At 55.7% G+C, this 18,603-nt stretch carries 24 protein-coding genes; 5 read left to right on the forward strand and 19 right to left on the reverse strand.

Annotated elements, in window-relative coordinates:
* Window positions 1–3: 3 nt before the first annotated feature.
* From HY298_15060 to HY298_15090, 7 genes are all read right to left on the reverse strand, one after another.
* Window positions 4–1,560 carry an NADH-quinone oxidoreductase subunit M gene (locus tag HY298_15060; GenBank protein MBI3851576.1) on the reverse strand — a complete coding sequence of 519 codons (1,557 nt, stop codon included), beginning with the start codon at window positions 1,558–1,560 and terminating at the stop codon, window positions 4–6.
* Window positions 1,557–3,671, reverse strand: a complete 2,115-nt coding sequence (gene nuoL, locus HY298_15065; GenBank protein ID MBI3851577.1) for an NADH-quinone oxidoreductase subunit L — start codon at window positions 3,669–3,671, stop codon at window positions 1,557–1,559. Before nuoL ends, HY298_15060 begins: the two co-directional genes overlap by 4 nt.
* Complete coding sequence (locus tag HY298_15070; protein ID MBI3851578.1) at window positions 3,672–4,079, reverse strand: PIN domain-containing protein; 408 nt, start codon at window positions 4,077–4,079, stop codon at window positions 3,672–3,674.
* A complete protein-coding gene (locus HY298_15075) occupies window positions 4,076–4,291 on the reverse strand; it encodes a hypothetical protein (GenBank protein ID MBI3851579.1) in 216 nt (71 codons plus the stop codon). The genes HY298_15070 and HY298_15075 overlap by 4 nt, the downstream gene beginning before the upstream one ends.
* A gap of 15 nt (window positions 4,292–4,306) precedes the next feature.
* Window positions 4,307–5,953, reverse strand: a complete 1,647-nt coding sequence (locus HY298_15080; protein MBI3851580.1) for a GMC family oxidoreductase N-terminal domain-containing protein — start codon at window positions 5,951–5,953, stop codon at window positions 4,307–4,309.
* Window positions 5,954–5,957: 4 nt separating this feature from the next.
* Entirely contained in the window at window positions 5,958–7,337 is a 1,380-nt protein-coding gene (locus tag HY298_15085; protein ID MBI3851581.1) for a leucine-rich repeat domain-containing protein, read from the reverse strand.
* A gap of 77 nt (window positions 7,338–7,414) precedes the next feature.
* Window positions 7,415–7,534 (reverse strand): NADH-quinone oxidoreductase subunit K, encoded by a 120-nt coding sequence (locus HY298_15090; GenBank protein ID MBI3851582.1) that lies wholly within the window; start codon window positions 7,532–7,534, stop codon window positions 7,415–7,417.
* Between the two features lie 25 nt (window positions 7,535–7,559).
* Here HY298_15090 and HY298_15095 point away from each other — a divergent pair, with 25 nt between their 5' ends.
* From HY298_15095 to HY298_15105, 3 genes are read left to right on the forward strand one after another with little or no spacing between them, the layout of a single operon-like run.
* Window positions 7,560–7,811, forward strand: coding sequence for a hypothetical protein (locus HY298_15095; protein ID MBI3851583.1), 252 nt, complete (start codon window positions 7,560–7,562; stop codon window positions 7,809–7,811).
* Between the two features lie 19 nt (window positions 7,812–7,830).
* Window positions 7,831–8,019: a hypothetical protein gene (locus HY298_15100; protein ID MBI3851584.1), complete on the forward strand. Its 189-nt coding sequence runs from the start codon at window positions 7,831–7,833 to the stop codon at window positions 8,017–8,019.
* Entirely contained in the window at window positions 7,997–8,311 is a 315-nt protein-coding gene (locus HY298_15105) for a type II toxin-antitoxin system PemK/MazF family toxin (GenBank protein ID MBI3851585.1), read from the forward strand. The genes HY298_15100 and HY298_15105 overlap by 23 nt, the downstream gene beginning before the upstream one ends.
* A 41-nt stretch (window positions 8,312–8,352) precedes the next feature.
* Here HY298_15105 and nuoK read toward each other — a convergent pair whose 3' ends face one another.
* The 10 genes from nuoK to HY298_15155 all read right to left on the reverse strand — a co-directional run bounded on the left by nuoK (window position 8,353) and on the right by HY298_15155 (window position 15,370).
* Window positions 8,353–8,664 (reverse strand): NADH-quinone oxidoreductase subunit NuoK, encoded by a 312-nt coding sequence (gene nuoK, locus HY298_15110; GenBank protein MBI3851586.1) that lies wholly within the window; start codon window positions 8,662–8,664, stop codon window positions 8,353–8,355.
* 136 nt (window positions 8,665–8,800) lie between these two features.
* Entirely contained in the window at window positions 8,801–9,295 is a 495-nt protein-coding gene (locus HY298_15115) for an NADH-quinone oxidoreductase subunit J (GenBank protein MBI3851587.1), read from the reverse strand.
* Window positions 9,296–9,327: 32 nt separating this feature from the next.
* On the reverse strand, window positions 9,328–10,524 hold the full coding sequence (gene nuoH, locus HY298_15120) for an NADH-quinone oxidoreductase subunit NuoH (protein ID MBI3851588.1): 1,197 nt from the start codon (window positions 10,522–10,524) through the stop codon (window positions 9,328–9,330).
* A 54-nt stretch (window positions 10,525–10,578) separates the two neighbouring features.
* Entirely contained in the window at window positions 10,579–11,184 is a 606-nt protein-coding gene (locus HY298_15125; GenBank protein MBI3851589.1) for a 4Fe-4S dicluster domain-containing protein, read from the reverse strand.
* A gap of 146 nt (window positions 11,185–11,330) precedes the next feature.
* A complete protein-coding gene (locus HY298_15130; protein MBI3851590.1) occupies window positions 11,331–12,473 on the reverse strand; it encodes an NADH-quinone oxidoreductase subunit D in 1,143 nt (380 codons plus the stop codon).
* 14 nt (window positions 12,474–12,487) lie between these two features.
* A complete protein-coding gene (locus tag HY298_15135) occupies window positions 12,488–13,123 on the reverse strand; it encodes an NADH-quinone oxidoreductase subunit C (GenBank protein MBI3851591.1) in 636 nt (211 codons plus the stop codon).
* A 31-nt stretch (window positions 13,124–13,154) separates the two neighbouring features.
* Entirely contained in the window at window positions 13,155–13,769 is a 615-nt protein-coding gene (locus HY298_15140; protein MBI3851592.1) for an NADH-quinone oxidoreductase subunit B, read from the reverse strand.
* A gap of 100 nt (window positions 13,770–13,869) precedes the next feature.
* The gene (locus HY298_15145) at window positions 13,870–14,244 is read right to left on the reverse strand and encodes an NADH-quinone oxidoreductase subunit A (protein ID MBI3851593.1); all 375 of its coding nucleotides are present in this window, start codon (window positions 14,242–14,244) and stop codon (window positions 13,870–13,872) included.
* Window positions 14,245–14,351: 107 nt separating this feature from the next.
* Window positions 14,352–14,627 carry a hypothetical protein gene (locus HY298_15150; protein MBI3851594.1) on the reverse strand — a complete coding sequence of 92 codons (276 nt, stop codon included), beginning with the start codon at window positions 14,625–14,627 and terminating at the stop codon, window positions 14,352–14,354.
* A gap of 56 nt (window positions 14,628–14,683) precedes the next feature.
* Window positions 14,684–15,370 (reverse strand): SDR family oxidoreductase, encoded by a 687-nt coding sequence (locus HY298_15155; GenBank protein ID MBI3851595.1) that lies wholly within the window; start codon window positions 15,368–15,370, stop codon window positions 14,684–14,686.
* Window positions 15,371–15,664: 294 nt separating this feature from the next.
* On the opposite strand from HY298_15155, the gene HY298_15160 reads away from it, so the two are divergent.
* On the forward strand, window positions 15,665–16,105 hold the full coding sequence (locus tag HY298_15160) for an amidohydrolase family protein (GenBank protein MBI3851596.1): 441 nt from the start codon (window positions 15,665–15,667) through the stop codon (window positions 16,103–16,105).
* Here HY298_15160 and HY298_15165 read toward each other — a convergent pair whose 3' ends face one another.
* A complete protein-coding gene (locus HY298_15165) occupies window positions 16,106–16,897 on the reverse strand; it encodes an SDR family NAD(P)-dependent oxidoreductase (GenBank protein ID MBI3851597.1) in 792 nt (263 codons plus the stop codon). It abuts the gene before it with no gap.
* Window positions 16,898–16,995: 98 nt separating this feature from the next.
* Here HY298_15165 and HY298_15170 point away from each other — a divergent pair, with 98 nt between their 5' ends.
* Window positions 16,996–17,694: a pirin family protein gene (locus HY298_15170; GenBank protein MBI3851598.1), complete on the forward strand. Its 699-nt coding sequence runs from the start codon at window positions 16,996–16,998 to the stop codon at window positions 17,692–17,694.
* 37 nt (window positions 17,695–17,731) lie between these two features.
* Here the strand turns inward: HY298_15170 and HY298_15175 are convergent, their stop codons facing one another.
* On the reverse strand, window positions 17,732–18,598 hold the full coding sequence (locus HY298_15175; protein MBI3851599.1) for a carbon-nitrogen hydrolase family protein: 867 nt from the start codon (window positions 18,596–18,598) through the stop codon (window positions 17,732–17,734).
* Between the last annotated feature and the right edge of the window lie 5 nt (window positions 18,599–18,603).

Consider the following 18,603-nt stretch of genomic DNA (forward strand, 5'->3'; position numbering starts at 1 on the left):
CAGTCAAAACTTCAATTGCTCCACCATCTGCACGACGGTGCTGTTGATGACGCCGAGCACCAGTTGCGGCCACAACCCCAGCACGAACATCAGCGCGATGGGTATCGCCACCAGCACGCGTTCGCCCAGCGTCAGGTCGGGCAGCTTCGACCATTTTTCATTCAGCGGCCCGTTGAAGACGCGTTGCAAAATCGTGAGGATGAAAATCGCCGTGACCAGCAGGCCGATCACCGACAGCGCTGCCGCCCACGGTGCGAGCGGAAACACGCCTTTGAATATCAGGAATTCGCCGATGAACCCGTTCAGCCCCGGCAGTCCGAGCGACGAAAACAGCGCGATCCCCATCAATCCACAATACACCGGCGCGACTTTGCGCACGCCGCCGAAGTCGTTCAACCCACGCGGACCGCCACTGCGTTGTTCGAGGAAGCCCACGAACATGAACAGCGTCGCCGCCGTGAGTCCGTGATTGAACATTTGCAGGAATACGCCGTTGAGCGCCGCGGCTTTCTCGGTCGCCAGCGCCGCGTCGTTGCCAGTGAACTTCGCCACTGCAAAAATGGCCAGCAGACAATAGCCAAGGTGGTTGATTGATGAATAGGCGAGCATCCGTTTCAAATCCTTTTGCGCGAACGCAGCGCAGGCTGAGAAGATGATGGTGATCACCGCCAGCCAGAGCAGCGGCGTCAGAATCATTCGCATTTGTTCGGGAAACAGCGGGAGCAACAGCCGCAGAAAACCATAGACACCCATCTTGGACATCAGACCCGTGAGCAGCATCGTCACCGGCGTGGGCGCTTCGGCGTAGGTCGCCGGCAGCCAGGTGTGAAATGGCATCAGCGGCACTTTGACGGCAAGCCCAAGGAGCACACCGCCGAAAATGACCAATGGCAATTGTTCCCGCGTCAATCCGTACCAACCCAGTTTGGCATTCAGTGCCGACGCCAGTTCACCCGTTCGCGCCAGTTCGGCCAGCCGGATAAAATCGAACGTGCCCGTGGCCAGATAAATTCCTAGAAACGCCAGCAACATCGCCACGCTGCCGGCCATGGTGTAAATGAAGAACTGCGTTGCCGCCGGAGCGCGTTGCGGTCCGCCCCAAAGCCGCACGAGGAAAAACGCCGGGATCAAACTCAACTCCCAGAAAATGAACCAATGAAAAAAATTCAGCGCCGTGAAAGTGCCAAACAATCCCGCTTGGAGTAAGAGAACCAACCCATGATAAAGTCCGACTCGACCGCGGATGCACCCCGATGACAAAATAGCAATCGGAGTAACAATTGCAGTGAGCAAGACCATCAGAAGACCCAAGCCATCTATGCCGAGGAAATAATGCACTCCCAATGACGGAATCCATTCATGTCGTTCAATGAACTGAATCTCACCAGATGCCGAGTCAAAATGTTTCCAGAGGATCCAAACAAACATCAGCGGTAACAGACTGAAAATCACACCGAAACGTCGCGCAAGATGTTTGAGACGATCATCGATCCCGATGACCATCAACCCGCCGAGAAGCGGGAGCAGGGTTAGCACAGTGAGTATCGGAGGGCTACTCACTTCCCACCTCCCCAAATCAGGAACAAGACCAGCACCACCAGCGCGACGCCGATGACGCGCAGATAATTTTGCACGCGGCCATCCTGCAACCGCGACATGAGTTTGCTGCTGAGCGTGACGCGTTCACAGCCTTGGTCGAAGCCGAGATTGATAACGAGTTCGTCAAAAAAGCGGCTCACGAAAGACAGACCGAGAATCACGTAAAAAACCAGCAGCACCATTCCCCCCCAGACCTGCTCGTCAAGAATCGTGCAAACCTTCGCCCACCAGGCGTTGAAGCGGATGACGGTTGCCTCGTAAAGTTCATCAACAAAGTATTTGTTCGCCAGCAGCGGGTAGAGGTCGGGCCGCGCCTTTTCCAAAACGTCCTTCTCGTCCGGCGATTGAATCGGCTTGCGTCCGTAAAGCCACCAGCCAAGACCGAGACCGGCAAACACAATCACCGACGACAGCACCATGAGCGAAACGATGCTCCTCGTGAAACCTGTTTCAGCGTCGTGTTCACCCAAAAACGATTGAAACCACGGCCAAGCCGGCGTGCCGATGAAGCCAAGTCCAATCGCGCAGGTTGCCAGCATGACAAGGGGCAGCGTCATCACCAGCGAGCTTTCGTGCGGTTCTTCCTTTTTTTCGTAGCAGCCGACGTGAGTCGGCTCTAACTTCGTTTTGTCGTGGGTTTCGGAATTAGAATGAGCGAACTCACGTCCGCTGCTACGATAAGTACCGAAGAACACCAGCGCCACCTGCCGCGTCATATAAAACGCCGTGAGAAATGCGCCGAATAAGCCGAGATAAAAAGGAATCTGCGACACCGACCAATCGTGCGCTGCGTGCAGAATCGCGTCCTTGCTCCAGAAGCCGGAGAAGACCAGCGGGAAACCCGCAAGCGCCAACATACCGATGGCGTAGGTCGCAAAAGTCACGGGCATGTACTTCTTCAATCCACCCATGCGACGGATGTCCTGCTCGTCATGGCAGCCGTGAATCACCGAACCGGCGCCCATGAAGAGCAGCGCCTTGAAAAAGGCGTGCGTGATGAGATGGAACATGCCCACCGCCACACCACCGACGCCGAGACCCATCATCATGTAACCGAGTTGCGAAACCGTGGAGTAAGCGAGGATGCGCTTGATGTCGTTTTGCGCGACGGCAATGCTCGCGGCGAAGACGGCGGTGATGGCGCCGATCCAAGTCACCACTTCCAGAGTTGCCGGAACGTTCGGCGAATCAAGTACCCCCCCTTGCAAACTCATAATCGGGTACATTCGGGCTACAAGAAACACCCCTGCAGCCACCATCGTGGCCGCATGAATCAAAGCGCTGACGGGAGTTGGGCCTTCCATCGCGTCCGGCAACCACACGTGTAGCGGTACTTGACCAGATTTACCGGCCGCTCCCATGAAGATGAGAAGACCAATTCCAGTTGCTGCCGAAAGTCCCCAGGTCCCACTGATAAAAATTGATTCCAATGCATCCCGTTCCAAACAACCCGTGCCTCCATCGTAAAAAACGAGAGTGCCGTTCGTATAATACAACCACACCATGCCGAGCAGCAACGCCACATCACCAATTCGCGTGACAATGAACGCCTTTTTGGCCGCCGCCGCCGCGCTCGGTTTGTGATACCAGAAGCCGATGAGCAGATACGACGTGAGGCCGACAAGCTCCCACGAAATGAAAAGCAGCAACAGGCTGTTGGCGATGACGACCCCCAACATCGCGCCGGCAAAGAGCGACATGAAGCAGAAGAAGCGCGTGAAGTTTTCGTCGTGCGCCATGTAGCCGACGCTGTAGATGAAAATCAGCAGACCGACGAACGTGACCATCACCAGCATCACCGCCGTGAGCGGGTCGAGTACCCAGCCGAGTTGCAGCCATTGATCGCCGAATTGAAACCAGTTGATGTTGGAAAACTCTTTCGACGCTTCGTGCCCCCCATGTTGCAGCGCATGAGCAAAAGCGCAGAGCGAAAGCAGGAATGAAATAACCATCGAACCAATGGCCAACGACGCCGAGAATTTGCGACAACGCTGCGGCGCCAACGCGCTTAACCCCGCTGCCAGAATCGGCAGGGCGGGAATCAGCCAGAGGTTTTTTACAATCCAGGGCATTTATTTCTGCGGGGGACAGATCACTGGAATGGTTTCACGTTTGTTCCGCCGATAAACCCGAAAGTCCTCCCAATCCACGGTGACGACGGAGTATTTCGGAAAAAGCTCGCTCATGCGGATCAAGCATAAGTCCGCCAGATCGGGCTGGCGATCCGCATAGCGTTCAGCCAGCGCCTCAAGCTGCGGCAAATGGTCATTGCAGTCAAAGGCAAGGGCGATGACACCCTCAGCGAGCATTTCAAAAACGGACCTGCAATTCCGCAGGTGAAACGCGGCCTCCGCCAGCACCGGCTCGCACGTCAGCAGCGGCTCGTCCATCTGCTCCGCCAACCCGACTGCCCAATCATGAAAGGCGTCGTCCCGGCTGACGAATGCCACCAGGAACCCGGTGTCGGCGATCCCCTTCATGAACGCGAGAATCCTTTGCGACGCGACAAGTCCCGTGGCAAACCGCGAATGCTGCCGGCCAGACGCATGTAAGGCCGATCACCGGCAGACGCCTTGGCCTTTTCCAATTGATCGCGGACAACCTTGCCTTGGGGCAGGCCGGTGCGCTTGGCGGTCTGGGCCAGCCACTCGGCCAGTTCCTTGTTAAGACGAATTGTTATTGTATGACTCATACTGTAAAAGTGTAATCACATTGACCCGGCGCGCAACATCTTCTTGTGCAGAGGCAAACCTGCCCATGAACTTCTAATCAAGTCTGCCGCCTTCTCTCCGATCATGATGCAAGGCGCGTTGGTGTTGCCGTTGACAACCGTGGGCATGATGGACGCATCCGCCACCCGCAGGCCCTCGACACCGCGAACACGCAATTGGGAGTCCACCACGGCGTGCGCGTCCGTCCCCATCTTGCACGAGCCGGCAGGATGATACATGGTCGTGGCCGTGTTGCGAATCTGCGCGCGGATTTCTTCGGTCGTTCGCGCTTTCGGCCACTCATCAATAGGAACACCGCGCCAATCGTCAAGGGCACGGTGGTTTGCCAGCGCGCGCGTCAACTCGACGCCTTCCATCAACACTCGCAGGTCCGATTCGTCGTTCAAGTAACCGGCGCGAATCGCCGGCGGGTCGAGCGGATTCGCCGACTTGAGTGTGATGCTGCCGCAACTGCGCGGGCGCGTGAGGGTGGGGAACAGGCAGAAAACCGGCACGGGAACGTTCAACGCTTTGAATTCCGGCGCGCTCAGGAATGGAATGAACATGAACTGAAGGTTGGGTGACTCAGTCGCTTTCGCTTCGCGCGACCGGACAAAGAGGCCGGCCGATTCGAGGTCCGGTTGCGGAGGTGGCGGTTTGTTGACGGCATAAGCAATCGGCAGCATCAGGTGATCTTGTAAGTTTTGCCCCACGCCCGGCAAATCCGCGACCACGTTTAATCCGTGGGCGCGAAGTTGTTCGGCCGGACCGAGACCGGAGAGCAGCAACAACTTTGGTGACTCGACGGCGCCGCCGCTCACAATCACTTCGCGTCGGGCACGCGCCTGGCGGATTTCATTGTCCTTCCGGTATTCGACACCGACCACGCGTTTGCCTTCGATGACCAGGCGCGTCGCGGGCGCGCGGGTTTGCACTTTAAGATTGGCGCGACTCAGGTGCGGCGTCAGGAAGGCGGCCGCAGCGCTGTGCCGTTTACCGGCCTTGAGTGTTTTCTGATAAAAACCGCCGACACCTTCTTGTTGCGCGCCATTGAAATCCCAATCCTCGCCGACAAACCCACGCTCGCCCGCTGCAGCCACGAAGCCCGAACAAATTGAATCCTTCGTACGCGGTGTAGTTACGCTCAACGGGCCGCCCACGCCATGATAAGCACAAGCGCCACGCTCATAGTCTTCCGACTTCTTGAAGAACGGCAGCACCTCGTCATAACTCCAGCCGCCGTTGCCAAGGGAACTCCAGTGATCGTAATCAAGCCGATGTCCGCGAACGTAGATCATGAAATTGATCGAGCTGCTTCCGCCTACGACCTTACCGCGCGGCCAAGGAATGCGGCGACGATTCAGGTTCGGCTCTTCTTCCGTCAGATAATTCCAATCCACGCCCGACTGCGGGCCTTGCAGCAAAAGGTAGCCGGCAGGGTCGTGGATTTCCCGGTTGTCGTCCGGCCCACCCGCTTCCAGAACCAACACGCTCGTGTCGCGATCCTCCGTCAAGCGACTGGCGACGACACATCCGGCCGATCCCGCACCGACGACGACATAATCAAACTCTTCTCGTTCGCTGGACAAAACTGTTGCCGTTTCAACTTGCTTCACCGCATTCGGCTTTGAACTCGCTTGCATCAGTTCAATTTCTCCACTCAATCAATTTCCGAACTACTTTGGCGTGCTCTTCGGTTACGATGATTTTATTCGGGTAAATCCACACGATGAAATCCTCCGCGTCTTCAGGAATGTCTTGATCTTCCGGGCTTTCCCAAAGAAGCGACTGGCACCAAATGATCCACTCATTGCGGGTTTCACACAGTATCCGTTGAACTGCCAAGGCAATCTCACGGAATGATTCGTACGCCGCGTAGCCATAAATTATGACTCGTTCCGTCCGGTGGAAGCCGCTGGTGTAGGGAAGATGAAAATCTTTTTCGTCCTTGAAATGTACTGAAAGTGCCTCGCGGATCTCGTTCACCAACCACCCACGCTCGCTGGCCAGCATCCTCTCATTACATTCGCCACTCCGAATCCCGAACGGCATTTTGGAATCGTAGTAATCAAAACTTTCTTGATTGACGACTTGAAGGTCCAGGGAGGGTTTGACGCCTTTCGCATCGGACTTGAATTCGCCGTTCCACGAAGTCAACCCCGCACGCAACGCGTGCAGTTCCGAAGCATCACAAATTGATTCGTCATCCATCCGCACCTCATGAAGCACAGGCAACCCGGCGAGGCATGTTAGCCTGTGAAGCTTTCGGCATCTGATAAACAAGGAACGCAATGCATACAATTCTCGCAGCGGCTCGACGCTGAGAGTCTTCGATGTGGATACGTTAACATGGGTCAAAGCCTTCAGTGCCTCCAACGAATTAAGCGACGAGTATCTTCCATTCATGAGGCTCAGAGCCTCCAAAGAACGGAATCTCTCGATTCCCGCCAAGTCTTTTACATTCCAAGCATCGAAGACCGCCAATGATGGCATCTTGGGAAAGCGACCAAGGTCTTCGATCGCATCGTCGCCGGTGATTTTTAATGTGTGAACCTTGAGCAGCCGCTTGCATTCGATGAAAGCAGGAACTTGATCTGTCGAGATTGAGAGTTTTTGAAGATTTGGAAAAGTCTCTAGCACGCTGAAAGACGCCACCGGATTTTCGGCAAGCGACAATTCTTCTAACAGCTGAAGATGCCCGATGGGTGATAAATCACGTATGCGATTGTGGTGGCAGTTCAGGTATTTGAGCCGAATCATTGAGGACAAGGGCCGCAAGTCTTCGACACAATTGTTTTGCAAAACAAGGCTTCGGAGATTCGTCAGACCCTCCAAAGGAGTGATTGTCGAAATTTTCTTGTCCACATCGTTCGTGGTTTGTTGACTAAACCAATCTTTCTCAACCAGTAACTTCCACGCCGCGTCCAACATTGCGGGATCAATCAATGAACGATAGTTCTTTCGTTTGCCTTCGAGCCAATGCCAGTCCCAATCCTCCTTAAGTTGCCATCCCACCGAATCAATCATCCGACAAATAGTGAATGCCGTCTCTTGATCGAGATCAGGCTTCCTCGCGAGCGCCAGAAATGGTGGTTGGCCAGTCTTCATCCCTTGAACGAATCCACCTCGTCCACATTGATTGTCTTGTAATGCCGGTAAATCGCGATGATGAGCGCCAGGCCGACCGCTGCTTCCCCCGAGGCAAATCCCAGCTTGTCGCCCACTTGATCCGTGTTAAGCTGTGGGCGTATGGCAAACCTGACTTTGGAAGCCACCATTGACCACGGACGCATCACCGTCGCCGAACCGGATAAACTGCCGGTCACGGGCAAGGCGTTGCTTACGGTGCTGGATTCCCCGGAGCGCAAGCCGGATTGGAACAAGGTAATGTCGGTTTTAGGCACCCTGAAAACGGACGTTGACGGAGCAGAGTATGAACGGCAAGTCCGCGCGGAATGGGACGAGCGCGAGCGCCGCGAATGGGGCAAACGCAGAAAGTAGTAAAAAGAGGAAAAACCAAATGAGTGCCACAGAGATACTGAACGAGCTTCCCAAGTTGAAACGCGAGGAGCGTCGCGCAATTGCCCGCCGCGTGTTTGAGTTGGAGGAGGAGCGCGAGGAATTGGAATGGGCCGCGCAAGCCACAGACCTCGCATTCCAGGAACTCGACAAACTGGAGGAACAGGATGCCTCGTCCAGTTCGCGGTGAGGTTTGGATGATCGACTTGGGGCTGGCAGCCAAGGTGCGCCCCTGCCTGCTGCTCACCGATTGGCCAGCCGACAACGAACTCGCCCTCATCACCGTGCTGGCTCACACGCGGACGCTGCACGGCAATCCGTGGGAACACACTGTGCCGAAACCGTTTCTCAGAGAAGGCGCGTTTCACCTTCAACAAGTTCATTCCGTGCCGAGCGTCAAACTGGAGCGGAAGCTCGGCGACTTGACCGCTGCCGAGATGAGCGTCATCGAACAACTCTTGCGAAAGCGACTCAAATTGTAGCTTGCCTTTGAAACTTGATTGGAGTTGGTCGGTCAATCGGTTCATCCCTTCATTGAATTCACTGCATCTACATTGGTCGTCTTGTAGTGCCGGTAAATGGAGATGATGAGCGCCAGACCGACCGCCGCTTCCGCAGCAGCGACGCCGATCGAGAAAATTACGAACATTATTCCAGTGAGCGTTTCCGGGTGTTCGCTGAAACGCCAGAACGCGATGAAGTTCAGGTTCGCCGCGTTGAGCATGAGTTCGATGCCGATGAGGACGATGATGGTATTGCGTCGCGTCAGCGCTCCGGCCAGGCCGATGGCGAAGAGCATCGCGGAGAGCAGAAGGTATGCGGAAAGGGGGGTCACGGTTCAAACCTCCAAATTCCAAGCTCCAAGCTCCAGAGAAACCCCAAATTCCAAGCGCCAAAAGCAGAGTGCGAAAGCTCGCTTGAAGCTTGGAGCTTGGTGCTTCTCTGGAGCTTGGAGGTTGGTGCTTGGTGCTTCACGTCTTCTCCTCCTTCATCGCAATGATGACTGCTCCAATCAAAGCGGCGGTCAGCAGCAGGCCGATGACTTCCAACGGCAGCACAAACCCGGTCATCAGCGCGTCGCCGATTTGTTTGACCGTGGCTTGGGCCGCCTCCGCTGGTTCACGCTGGCTGGCTATGCTCTTCATGATTGTCCAAGCCAGCACGCCAAACACGACTACAGCCACGAGCAGTCCCGACAACCATGAGGTGGAGAATACGGGCTTTTCCGGTGGCTCGCCGCTCCGAGTCAGCAGAATGGCGAACACGATCAAAATGGCGATGGCGCCGATGTAAATCAGCACTTGCGCGAAGCCGACAAACTGCGCGCTGAGTTGCAAGTAGAGCGCGGCGAGTCCGCCGAACGTAACCGCGAGCGCGAGCGCGCAATGGACGAGATTGCGCAAACTCATCGCGGCCACGGCGGCGGCGATGGTTAGCGCGGCGATAATGGCGAAAGGTAACGACATTTTTGATTTACGATTTACGATTTACGCTTGGATCACTCCGCATAGCGATAGGTGCGTTTCATTATCGTTTTGCTTGCGGCCAGCGCCGAACCGAATGCCAGATATGGCACCGCCACCACCAGCGAACAAACCAGCCAGCGCAGGAAACCGGCGGACATAAAATGCCAGAGAGCCGCAGCGACGAGGTTGATAAGCGCCATCGGCAGCATGAATTTCCAGGCGAAGTTCATGAGTTGATCCATACGCAACCGTGGCAGCGTGCCGCGCAGCCAGATGAAAACAAAAATGATCGCCAGCAGCTTCGTGAAAAACCAGACGTAAGATGGAATCCAAGTCAGCCACGAAAACGGCGCCGTCCAGCCCCCCAGAAACAGCGTGATCGCCAGACCGCTGATCGCGAACATGCCGAGGTATTCGCCAAGAAAGAACAATGCGAACTTGAAGCCGGAATACTCGATGTAATAACCGGCGATGATTTCCGATTCACCTTCCGGCAGATCAAAGGGGGTGCGATTTGATTCCGCCGCCGCCGCGATCATGAACAGAATGAAACCGGCCAGTCCCCACGGCGTAAAGACGAACCAATCCGGTAGCAGGCCGTTGTAGGTCGCCTGGGCTTCGACAATCTTCACCGTCGAGAGCGAACCGACCATCATGATCACCACCACAGCCGAAATGATCAGTGGGACTTCGTAACTCACCATCTGCGCAATCGCCCGCATCGCGCCGAGGAGCGAGTATTTGTTGCGGCTCGCCCAACCCGCCATGAACACGGACAGTTCGGTGGATGCGCCGACCGCGAAGAAAAAGAGCACGCCCGCATCGAGATCAATCGCGACCATGTTGCGGCCGATGGGCAGAACGGCGTAAGCCAACAGCACCGGCACGACGAGCGCAAGGGGCGCGAGGTAGTGGACGACTTTGTCCGCCGTGCGCGGCACGAGGTCTTCCTTGATTATGGCTTTGATGCCGTCGGCGATGAACTGGCCGAAGCCGAACAGGCGAATGTCCGTGAGCGGAATGCCGACGCGATTCGGGCCAAGCCGGTTCTGGATGCGGCCAAGCCCTTTGCGCTCGAGCACGGTGACAATCGCAAACAAAAGCGCAAAAACGAGGATGATCGCAGCAACGGAAATCACAATGGAGATAAGCCATTGAACGCTGCCAGGAAACAGCCCGACCAGCCCGTGTTTGAGCGTGACGAAGAGTTGGTCGAGAGCGTTGGTCATGCGGAAGAACCTCCAAGCACCAACACGTAGGGAGTTGTCGGCGATGAGCTCATTTTATGCAGTGAGAGGCGCGGGAGCAGATTTCGCCGCGACGGCTTTGGTTTTCGCTTCCGCATCAGCTTTCGCTTTCGCCTCGGCTTTGGCTTTTTCGGCGGCCAGACGCGCGTCCACTTCGGCGGCTTCGGTCGGGTGTATCTTGCGGTAGTGCTCGTTGGACTTTGCGAGTTTGTGTTTATCGAACAACAGCCCACCGAAACGATCGGTGTTGCTCAACTCGAATTCCGTGTCCATCTTGATCGCTTCAAACGGACAGACCTCCACGCAAATCTGACAGCTCATGCAAACCGAAATGTCGATGTCGAACACCTTCGGTTGGAACTGCATCTTGCCGGTGTGGTCAGGCTTCTTCGCCGTGTCCTTGACGATGTAGATGCATTGCGGCGGACATTCCTTCTCGCAAATGAGGCAGGCCACGCAGCGCAGGCCAGCCATCGGGTCGTCGCCGTCAAAGACGAGGAAGGGAAAGTTGCGCGCGGCTTCCTTGGGCGGGATGCGCTCTTCCGGATATTGGACAGTCGTCAGGCGTTCGTCATCGACATAACTGCCGACGAAGTTCTTCGCCGTTTCGACCATGCCTTTGATGATGCCTTCGCCGAGCATTTGTTTCGCCTATTTCCGTTGGTTGAAGAAAACGTGAAAGGCATCGTGCGCGAAAGTGAGAAAGTGAGAAAGTGGGAAAGTGGGAGGCACGCGCACAAAGGGATAACCCACCTGCCCACTTTCACACTTTCTCACCTGCCCTTCGTTCATCGATCCACCTCCCCCAGCACAATGTCCACACTGCCGAGAATCACGACGACATCGGCCACCATGTTGCCGAGACACATGTCTTCAAGAATCGTCAGGTTGATCAAGCTTGGCGGGCGGACGCGGTAACGATACGGATTTGGTGAGCCATCACTGATCACATAAAAACCAAGCTCGCCCTTCGGCGCTTCAATCCGGCCGTAAGCCTCGCCAGCTTTTGGACGGAAGCCGCGTAGTTTAGCTTTCGGATCAATAATGGGGCCAGACGGAATGTCCTTCAACGCCTGCTGTAAAATCTTGGCCGACTCATGCATTTCCAAAACGCGGATCATGAAACGGTCGTAGGTATCGCCGTGGTCGCCGAGCGGCACGCGGAATTGAAATCGGTCGTAGATGCCGTATTTGTCCACCTTGCGAATGTCGTAGTTCACGCCGCTGGCGCGGAGCATCGGCCCGGTGACGCCGGCGTTGATGGCGAGTTCCTTCGGCAGCACACCGACGCCCTGGGTGCGGGCCATAAGGATTTCGTTTTCGCACAGCAGCTTTTCAAATTCGTCCAGGAAACGTGGGAAATTATCGGCCACTTGCTTCGCCTCCTCGATCCAGCCGGCGGGCAGATCGCAGCGGCAACCGCCGAAGCGCATGTAATTGCACATCATCCGCGAGCCGCTCAAAGACTCGAACAGGTCGAGAATCTTTTCGCGTTCGCGAAACGCATACATTACCGGCGTGCCGAGCGCGCCCATGTCCTGCAACAGAAAACCGATGAGGCAGGAGTGATTGAGCAGTCGCGTCAACTCCCCCGTAATGACGCGGATATATTCGGCGCGTTCGGGCACAGCCAGACCTGCGAGTTTCTCGATGCTGAGCGCGTAAGCCCAATTGTTCGTCATCGAGCAAAAGTAATCGAGCCGATCGGTGTACGGCATCGAGCCAAGATAAGTCGTGTTCTCGGCAATCTTCTCGTGGTTGCGATGCAGGTAACCGAAGACCGGCTTGAGTTTCACGACGCGCTCGCCGTCGAGAACGACGTCCATGCGAAACACCCCGTGGGTGGACGGGTGTTGCGGCCCCATGGCGACTTCGAGGAAGTCGCCTTCGGCACCGGCCTTCGGTAACAGTTCAAAGTTCTTTGGAGGCATCTCGGCAACTGCACTCATGCTTTCACCTCCTCCGCCTGATGCTGCTTCACCTTCTCCAACACTTCATCGTGTGGTGTCGGCTCGTATTCGTAATCGTCCGGCTCGACATAATCTTTGCGCATGGGAAAATCTTTGAACTCGTCCCACATCAGGATGCGGCGCAGGTCGGGATGGCCGTCAAACACAATGCCGTAGAGATCGAATATCTCACGCTCCTGAAATTCCGCACTGCGCCAGGCCGGAGTGAGCGACGGCAGATGATTCTTGTCCGTGCGGTTCTCCGTGCGAAAACGAAGGATGACCGGCCCATGCTTCTTCTCCATCGAGTAAAGATGATAGACCGCTTCAAGATAGCCGGGGCGCAGGGTCTTCTTCACTTCCTCGACTTCCTTTTCCACGCCATCCACGATTTTCTTGACTCTTATCTTCTCGGTCAATTCGGCTTCCGGCCAGTCAACACCCGTGGCGTTTGCGCAATAATCCAGTCGCAGCTCCGCATCGTCGCGCAGAAACTTCGCGACGGCCAGTGCGTGCGCATTGTCCAAGAGCAACGAGTGCTGGCCGGACGGTGAATCATTGCGAATGATTTCCAACTTCGCGCCAGACACGGCGGCTTCGACTCGTGATTTTATTTGTTCCAACGCTTCCATTTTCTGTAGCGGTCATCTGTGACCACGGGAATCAGACGCCTCTCGCCAGTACCGGCGGCTGCCACACACCCGGATTATTGGTCGGCTCTAAATCGTGCGCGCCAAATTTTGGGACGGGAAATTCACTAGGTGCCTCCGGATCAAAATGACGGGCGCGGTCTTTGCCAGTCAGTTTTTGTTTATCGATCATCTTCTGCAATGTCATAAAAGCGTGCAACAGCGCTTCCGGTCGAGGCGGACAACCGGGGATGTGCACATCAACTGGAATGTAGCGATCAATGCCTTTGAGCACGTTGTAACCTTGTTTGAACGGCCCGCCGGAAATCGCGCACGCGCCCATGGCGATGACGTATTTCGGCTCCGGCATCTGGTTGTAGAGCCGCACGACCTGTGGCGCCATCTTCTTCGTCACCGTTCCAGCGACGATCATCAGGTCGGCCTGTCGCGGCGAGGGACGAAACACCTCCGCGCCGAAGCGGGCTAGGTCATAACGCGCCATTGAAGCGGAAATCATTTCGATGGCGCAACAGGCGAGGCCAAACGACAGCGGCCACACGGAATTCTTCCGACCCCAATTATACAAATCTTCAAGGGTCGTCGTGAAGATGCCCTGTTTCTGCAACTCGCTTTTTAATCCTTCGTCCATTTTGGGATTCTTGATCTTAATCCTACTCTTACTCTTAATCTTCTTCTTCGCTGCGACGCAGATTAAGATTAGGATTAAGATGAAGATTAAGGCATAGAAATCATTTCCACGTCAGCACGCCTTTCACCCAGGCCCACACCAGACCTTCGACCAGCAGCAGCAGGAAAACCATCATCGCAAGAAACGCCCCGACCGATAAACCGGTGAAAGCCACGGCAAACGGCAACAAAAAAACAGTCTCCACATCGAAAATCAGGAAGATGATGCCGTAGAGATAATATTCTGATTTGAACTGCACCCAGGCATCGCCTTTGGATTCCAATCCACATTCGTAGATCGCATTTTTTTCCGGACCGGGTTTGGGTGGAGAAAAAAATCTCGCCCACAGCCACGCTAGCGCCAGCGGTGTGAGGCAAAATGCGACGCCGCCGATCAATAAGACTGTAATGAACCAGTAGGGATTGTCTTCATTCATTGGGTCAGTCTTAGATTGTTACTTTTTTCACAAGCAACCGTACCAGTTGAAAATTGAGGCGTCAAGGAACGCAGCCGCTGATTGGATGATTCTCAGGCTGATAATGATCAGCTTCGTTCCGGCTTATGCTGGCGAAGTCCAACGGATTGGGCGATTTCGTCGAACTCCTCATGGCTGACGTCTTCGAGTTGCTTCCCCTTGGCCGCCAGCTTTTCGTTTATCTTGATGGCCTTCTCCGTCATCTCCTCATGCGTGTCGTGCGTGCCGCCGACGAGCGCAAAATTATGGCCCTGCGTAATGCGCTTGTGGCCGTCGGAGTCGAGGCCGATGCCGAGCATTACTGCTCTACGTCGCTTCCTTTTTTTGTCCGGCAAATTCGCCATGACAAAAAACTAAAGTTTCGCGGCCAAAGTGCAAGGTTCAAAGTGTCCCACCGGCATCAAGCCACGCTCGAAGGCTTGCCATTGTCACACGGTCCCAGTTGCAACAGGAACGGAACGGCCTTCTTCGCCCATTCATCGGCGGTGGGAAAACTGGACGCCGAATCGCCGAAGGAGCTTCGCAACATGTCGGTATTGATGATGCCGGGGTTTAGCGCAACCGCGGCCATTCCAGTTGGCAACTCTTGAGCGAGCGACTGCGTGAGTCCTTCAATTGCCCACTTGGTCGCGCAGTACGGCGCAACCTCGGCATCCGTAGAGCGGCCCCAGCCTGAACTGAAGTTCACAATGACGCCGCTTTTTCGTTCGACCATCGCCGGCACAAAATGGCGGATGACATTCGCCACGCCCTTGATGTTCACGTCGATGACTTCGGAGAATTCCTGAGCGGGCACTTTCCACAACGGCGCGTTTTTGTTGATGAGCGCGGCGTTGTTGAGCAACAAGTCAGGCGGGCCGTAGTTTTCCAGCACTCGACCCGCCCACAATTTGACCCGTTCATCCGACGCCACATCGACTTCCGCGAACTCATGCGGTCTTCCGAACGACATCCGCAGTTGCGCAATGGCCTGCCGGGAGCGGCCACAGCCCAATACTGTGTGGCCAAGACGAACGAATTCATCCACCATCGCCCGGCCGAGCCCGCGTGTAACCCCGGTTACCAGAATGACGTTATCGCGTGGCATTCGATCGAATTCTGTGTTTCAGACCATGGCGTTACAATTCAATTATTGCTGCAAACGTGCCTTTGCGTACTACCTGCAGGTTTCGACTGGCATGAGGCGGTTAAGTGCGACCTCCAGGTTTTGGTGGCCTTGCCAAAACTCTTGCAGGCTGGGAATCCAGCAGATTCAACGCCCGCCCTCATCCCGGCCTTCTCCCCCAAGGAGAAGGCGAATCGTTCGCCGACTCACTCGAAAACCCGTAGGAGATTTCGTGGATCAGCGACGTTCCCAAAAATATGCAACGAAAACTCTGAAGTGAAGAACTTCTATTTCGAACTCGGCAGGACGTTTGGTCAGACCTCCGCCTATGCGCCGGAAGTCTGCATGCCCATGCTCGGACAGATGTGGCAAGTGCCCAACGGCGAGGACCGGATTCTTTGGGGCACGGATTCCATCTGGGGTGGCAGTCCGCAGAGTCAGATCGTCCGCTTGCGCCGCTTGCAAATCAAAGATGAATTGATCGAGAAGTATCATTACCCGCAACTAACCGACGCGGTGAAAGACAAAATCTTTGGCCTGAACGCGGCGAAGCTGTTCAACGTGGATGTGAAAGCCGCGCGCAAAGCGATCAAGACCGACAAGCTCAACGCGTTCAAACAGGAATACAAAACCGCACCGCAACCCAGCAACACCCAGTATGGTTGGGTCCGGAAACCTGAGCGCGGGAAAAAACCAGCGGCGCCGATCAGAACTTGATTATTTCTGAGCCGTCACCGTCCGCCGATAGACTTTGTGCATGCCCGCCTGGTCGGTGGCTTTGATCAGCATTTCATCGATGCATACATGCGGTGGACGGCTGGCCGCCCAAACGATGGCTTCAGCGATGTCTTCAGCCTTGAGCGGGTTGGTGCCTTCATAGACTTTCTTGGCGCGCGCCGTGTCGCCCTTGAAGCGCACCACGGAAAATTCCGTTTCCGCCAACCCCGGATCGATGCTGCCCACGCGCAGGCCGCTGCCGCAGAGTTCAAGACGCAACGCGCGCGTGATTTGGAGTTCGGCGGCTTTGGCCCCGCAATAAGCCGAGCCACCTTCATAAGCCACACGACCCGCATACGAGCCGACGTTAAAAATGCTCCCACCAGGATTGTTCATCATCAGTGGCAAAACCGCGCGGCACATCCGCAGCACGCCCAGCACGTTGGTCTGCAACATCCCCTCCCAATCTTCGTCCTTCCCTTGGGCGACGGTGTCCAAGCCCAGCGCTCCGCCAGCGTTGTTGATCAGCACATCAACGCGGTCGGTGCGGGTACGAACCCACTTCACGAACGACTCCACGCTGGGCGTTTGCGAAACATCAAGTGCATGAAACAAAGCCTCGGGCGAGCCGGCAGCACGGCATTCTGAAGAAACCTTCTCCAGCCGATCCAGTCGTCGCGCGCCCAGCAGCAACCTCGCGCCCTCCGCTCCAAAAGCACGCGCCGTCGCCGCGCCGAACCCGCTCGATGCTCCCGTAATGATCACCCATTTGTCTGCCAGTCGCGATTTCATGGCGAAATGATTTACCAGAGAGAAATCAAAGTGGTAGTTTTTCTTTTGCGCACGCCCGGTTGACAAAGCACTTTTCGCCCGCACATTGAAGACGCTTTATGATCACGATTCGTAAATCCGCGGAACGAGGCCACGCCAATCACGGCTGGCTCGACACGTATCACACCTTCTCGTTTGCCGACTACTACGACCCGCAACACATCCAGTTTCGCAGTCTGCGCGTCATCAATGAGGATCACGTTGCTGGCGGCGGCGGATTCGATACCCATCCGCACCGCGACATGGAGATCATCACCTACGTTGTCTCCGGCGCGCTCGAACATCGCGACAGCCTGGGCAATCATGGCGTGATCAAACCCGGCGAAGTGCAACGCCTCACCGCCGGCACGGGCATTCAACACAGTGAATTCAACCACTCCGCCACCGAGCCGGTCCACCTCCTCCAAATCTGGATCTTGCCCGACAAGACATTTCTACACCCGAGCTATGAGCAAAAGGCGTTTGCCGATGAACCGTCGAACGGCCGGTTACGACTTGTCGCTGCCAAAGACGGCCGGAATGGTGCGGTCACCATCAATCAGGACGTAAATGTATTCCTCGGCAAATTCGGCCCTGGGGATGTTGCCACTCGTCACCTCAAACCTGATCGCCATGCCTGGCTGCAAGTAATCAACGGCGACTTGCTGCTCAATCATAACAAACTCAAAATGGGAGATGGGGCTGCTGTCAGCGACGAATCATCGTTGAAGATCGTTGGCAACGAGAAAACCGACTTTCTGCTGTTCGATTTGAACTGAGTCGGAGGAGAGGCCGGCAACTCGTCAACTCTTTGAACTACCGGCCTTCTCTTCTTTGCAACGGCAGTTCGAAATAGAATATCCGATTCTCGTCCTTGTCGCTTCCGACCTGGTCTGCAGAAATCTCGAGACGATTTCCCACGAGGGTATTGGCCAGATCGTTTCCATCCGGTCCGGTCACCAGGAACTCAGCCGGATGGACAAAGACGATGGGGATTTTGTTCTCGCGAGATCTGGATCGCACAATCGGGTCATTGCTCCTCGGGCCATACATGCCGCCAGATGGACAGATGAGAAAATCGGCTCCCGCCGCGCAGAAGCGCCGGACAATCGTCGGCTCGGTGCGGTCCGCGCAAATCATGATGCCGACGCGGCCGTAAGGCGTCTCAAACACCGGCGAGCTGTCGCCCGGCGTGTTGCGCACCAATTCGTGCTGCAATTTCTGTTTGTGGTATTTGCCGATCAGTTTGCCATCCGGCCCGATCAAGACCGAAGTGTTGTAGCGCGCGTCTCCATCCGCCTCCAACATGCCTGCGACCAGATGAATCTTCAGTTCTTTCGCGAGGGATGTCAGTTTTTGAAAATATTTTCCCGATGGAATCGGCTCGCCCAGCGCACGATATTCTTCCAGCGGAATGCTCTTGTCTTTGATCGCGTAGCCGTCCAGAAAACACTCGGTCGTGCAAACGATCTTCGCGCCATTCGCGGCAGCCTCGCGAATCATCGGTTCGGCGCGACGATAATTAGCCTCTTTGTCCGCGCGAATCCACTTGAGCACAATGCCGGCTACCCGGACAGTTTGCGGGGTGTCGGCATCTGCCGCTCGTGACGAATCAAACCCAAGCAACACCCCCGCCATGATGCCCAAAGGAAACCATCTGATTATCTTGTGAACCGCGCGCATGTTTG

The organism is Verrucomicrobiota bacterium (genome assembly GCA_016200005.1).
GTDB lineage: Bacteria > Verrucomicrobiota > Verrucomicrobiia > Limisphaerales > PALSA-1396 > PALSA-1396.

Excerpts from the sequence above, each read along its gene's own strand:
- HY298_15135 (MBI3851591.1), bottom strand. The coding sequence starts at position 13,123 with ATGGAAGCGTTGGAACAAATAAAATCACGAGTCGAAGCCGCCGTGTCT.
- nuoH (MBI3851588.1), bottom strand. The coding sequence starts at position 10,524 with ATGACCAACGCTCTCGACCAACTCTTCGTCACGCTCAAACACGGGCTG.
- nuoL (MBI3851577.1), bottom strand. The coding sequence starts at position 3,671 with ATGCCCTGGATTGTAAAAAACCTCTGGCTGATTCCCGCCCTGCCGATT.
- HY298_15080 (MBI3851580.1), bottom strand. The coding sequence starts at position 5,953 with ATGCAAGCGAGTTCAAAGCCGAATGCGGTGAAGCAAGTTGAAACGGCA.
- HY298_15140 (MBI3851592.1), bottom strand. The coding sequence starts at position 13,769 with ATGGACGAAGGATTAAAAAGCGAGTTGCAGAAACAGGGCATCTTCACG.
- HY298_15150 (MBI3851594.1), bottom strand. The coding sequence starts at position 14,627 with ATGGCGAATTTGCCGGACAAAAAAAGGAAGCGACGTAGAGCAGTAATG.
- HY298_15095 (MBI3851583.1), top strand. The coding sequence starts at position 7,560 with ATGGCAAACCTGACTTTGGAAGCCACCATTGACCACGGACGCATCACC.
- HY298_15130 (MBI3851590.1), bottom strand. The coding sequence starts at position 12,473 with ATGCCTCCAAAGAACTTTGAACTGTTACCGAAGGCCGGTGCCGAAGGC.
- HY298_15085 (MBI3851581.1), bottom strand. The coding sequence starts at position 7,337 with ATGATTGATTCGGTGGGATGGCAACTTAAGGAGGATTGGGACTGGCAT.
- HY298_15070 (MBI3851578.1), bottom strand. The coding sequence starts at position 4,079 with ATGAAGGGGATCGCCGACACCGGGTTCCTGGTGGCATTCGTCAGCCGG.
- HY298_15165 (MBI3851597.1), bottom strand. The coding sequence starts at position 16,897 with ATGAAATCGCGACTGGCAGACAAATGGGTGATCATTACGGGAGCATCG.
- HY298_15125 (MBI3851589.1), bottom strand. The coding sequence starts at position 11,184 with ATGCTCGGCGAAGGCATCATCAAAGGCATGGTCGAAACGGCGAAGAAC.
- HY298_15145 (MBI3851593.1), bottom strand. The coding sequence starts at position 14,244 with ATGAATGAAGACAATCCCTACTGGTTCATTACAGTCTTATTGATCGGC.
- HY298_15175 (MBI3851599.1), bottom strand. The coding sequence starts at position 18,598 with ATGCGCGCGGTTCACAAGATAATCAGATGGTTTCCTTTGGGCATCATG.
- HY298_15115 (MBI3851587.1), bottom strand. The coding sequence starts at position 9,295 with ATGTCGTTACCTTTCGCCATTATCGCCGCGCTAACCATCGCCGCCGCC.
- HY298_15170 (MBI3851598.1), top strand. The coding sequence starts at position 16,996 with ATGATCACGATTCGTAAATCCGCGGAACGAGGCCACGCCAATCACGGC.
- HY298_15100 (MBI3851584.1), top strand. The coding sequence starts at position 7,831 with ATGAGTGCCACAGAGATACTGAACGAGCTTCCCAAGTTGAAACGCGAG.
- HY298_15075 (MBI3851579.1), bottom strand. The coding sequence starts at position 4,291 with ATGAGTCATACAATAACAATTCGTCTTAACAAGGAACTGGCCGAGTGG.
- HY298_15155 (MBI3851595.1), bottom strand. The coding sequence starts at position 15,370 with ATGCCACGCGATAACGTCATTCTGGTAACCGGGGTTACACGCGGGCTC.
- HY298_15105 (MBI3851585.1), top strand. The coding sequence starts at position 7,997 with ATGCCTCGTCCAGTTCGCGGTGAGGTTTGGATGATCGACTTGGGGCTG.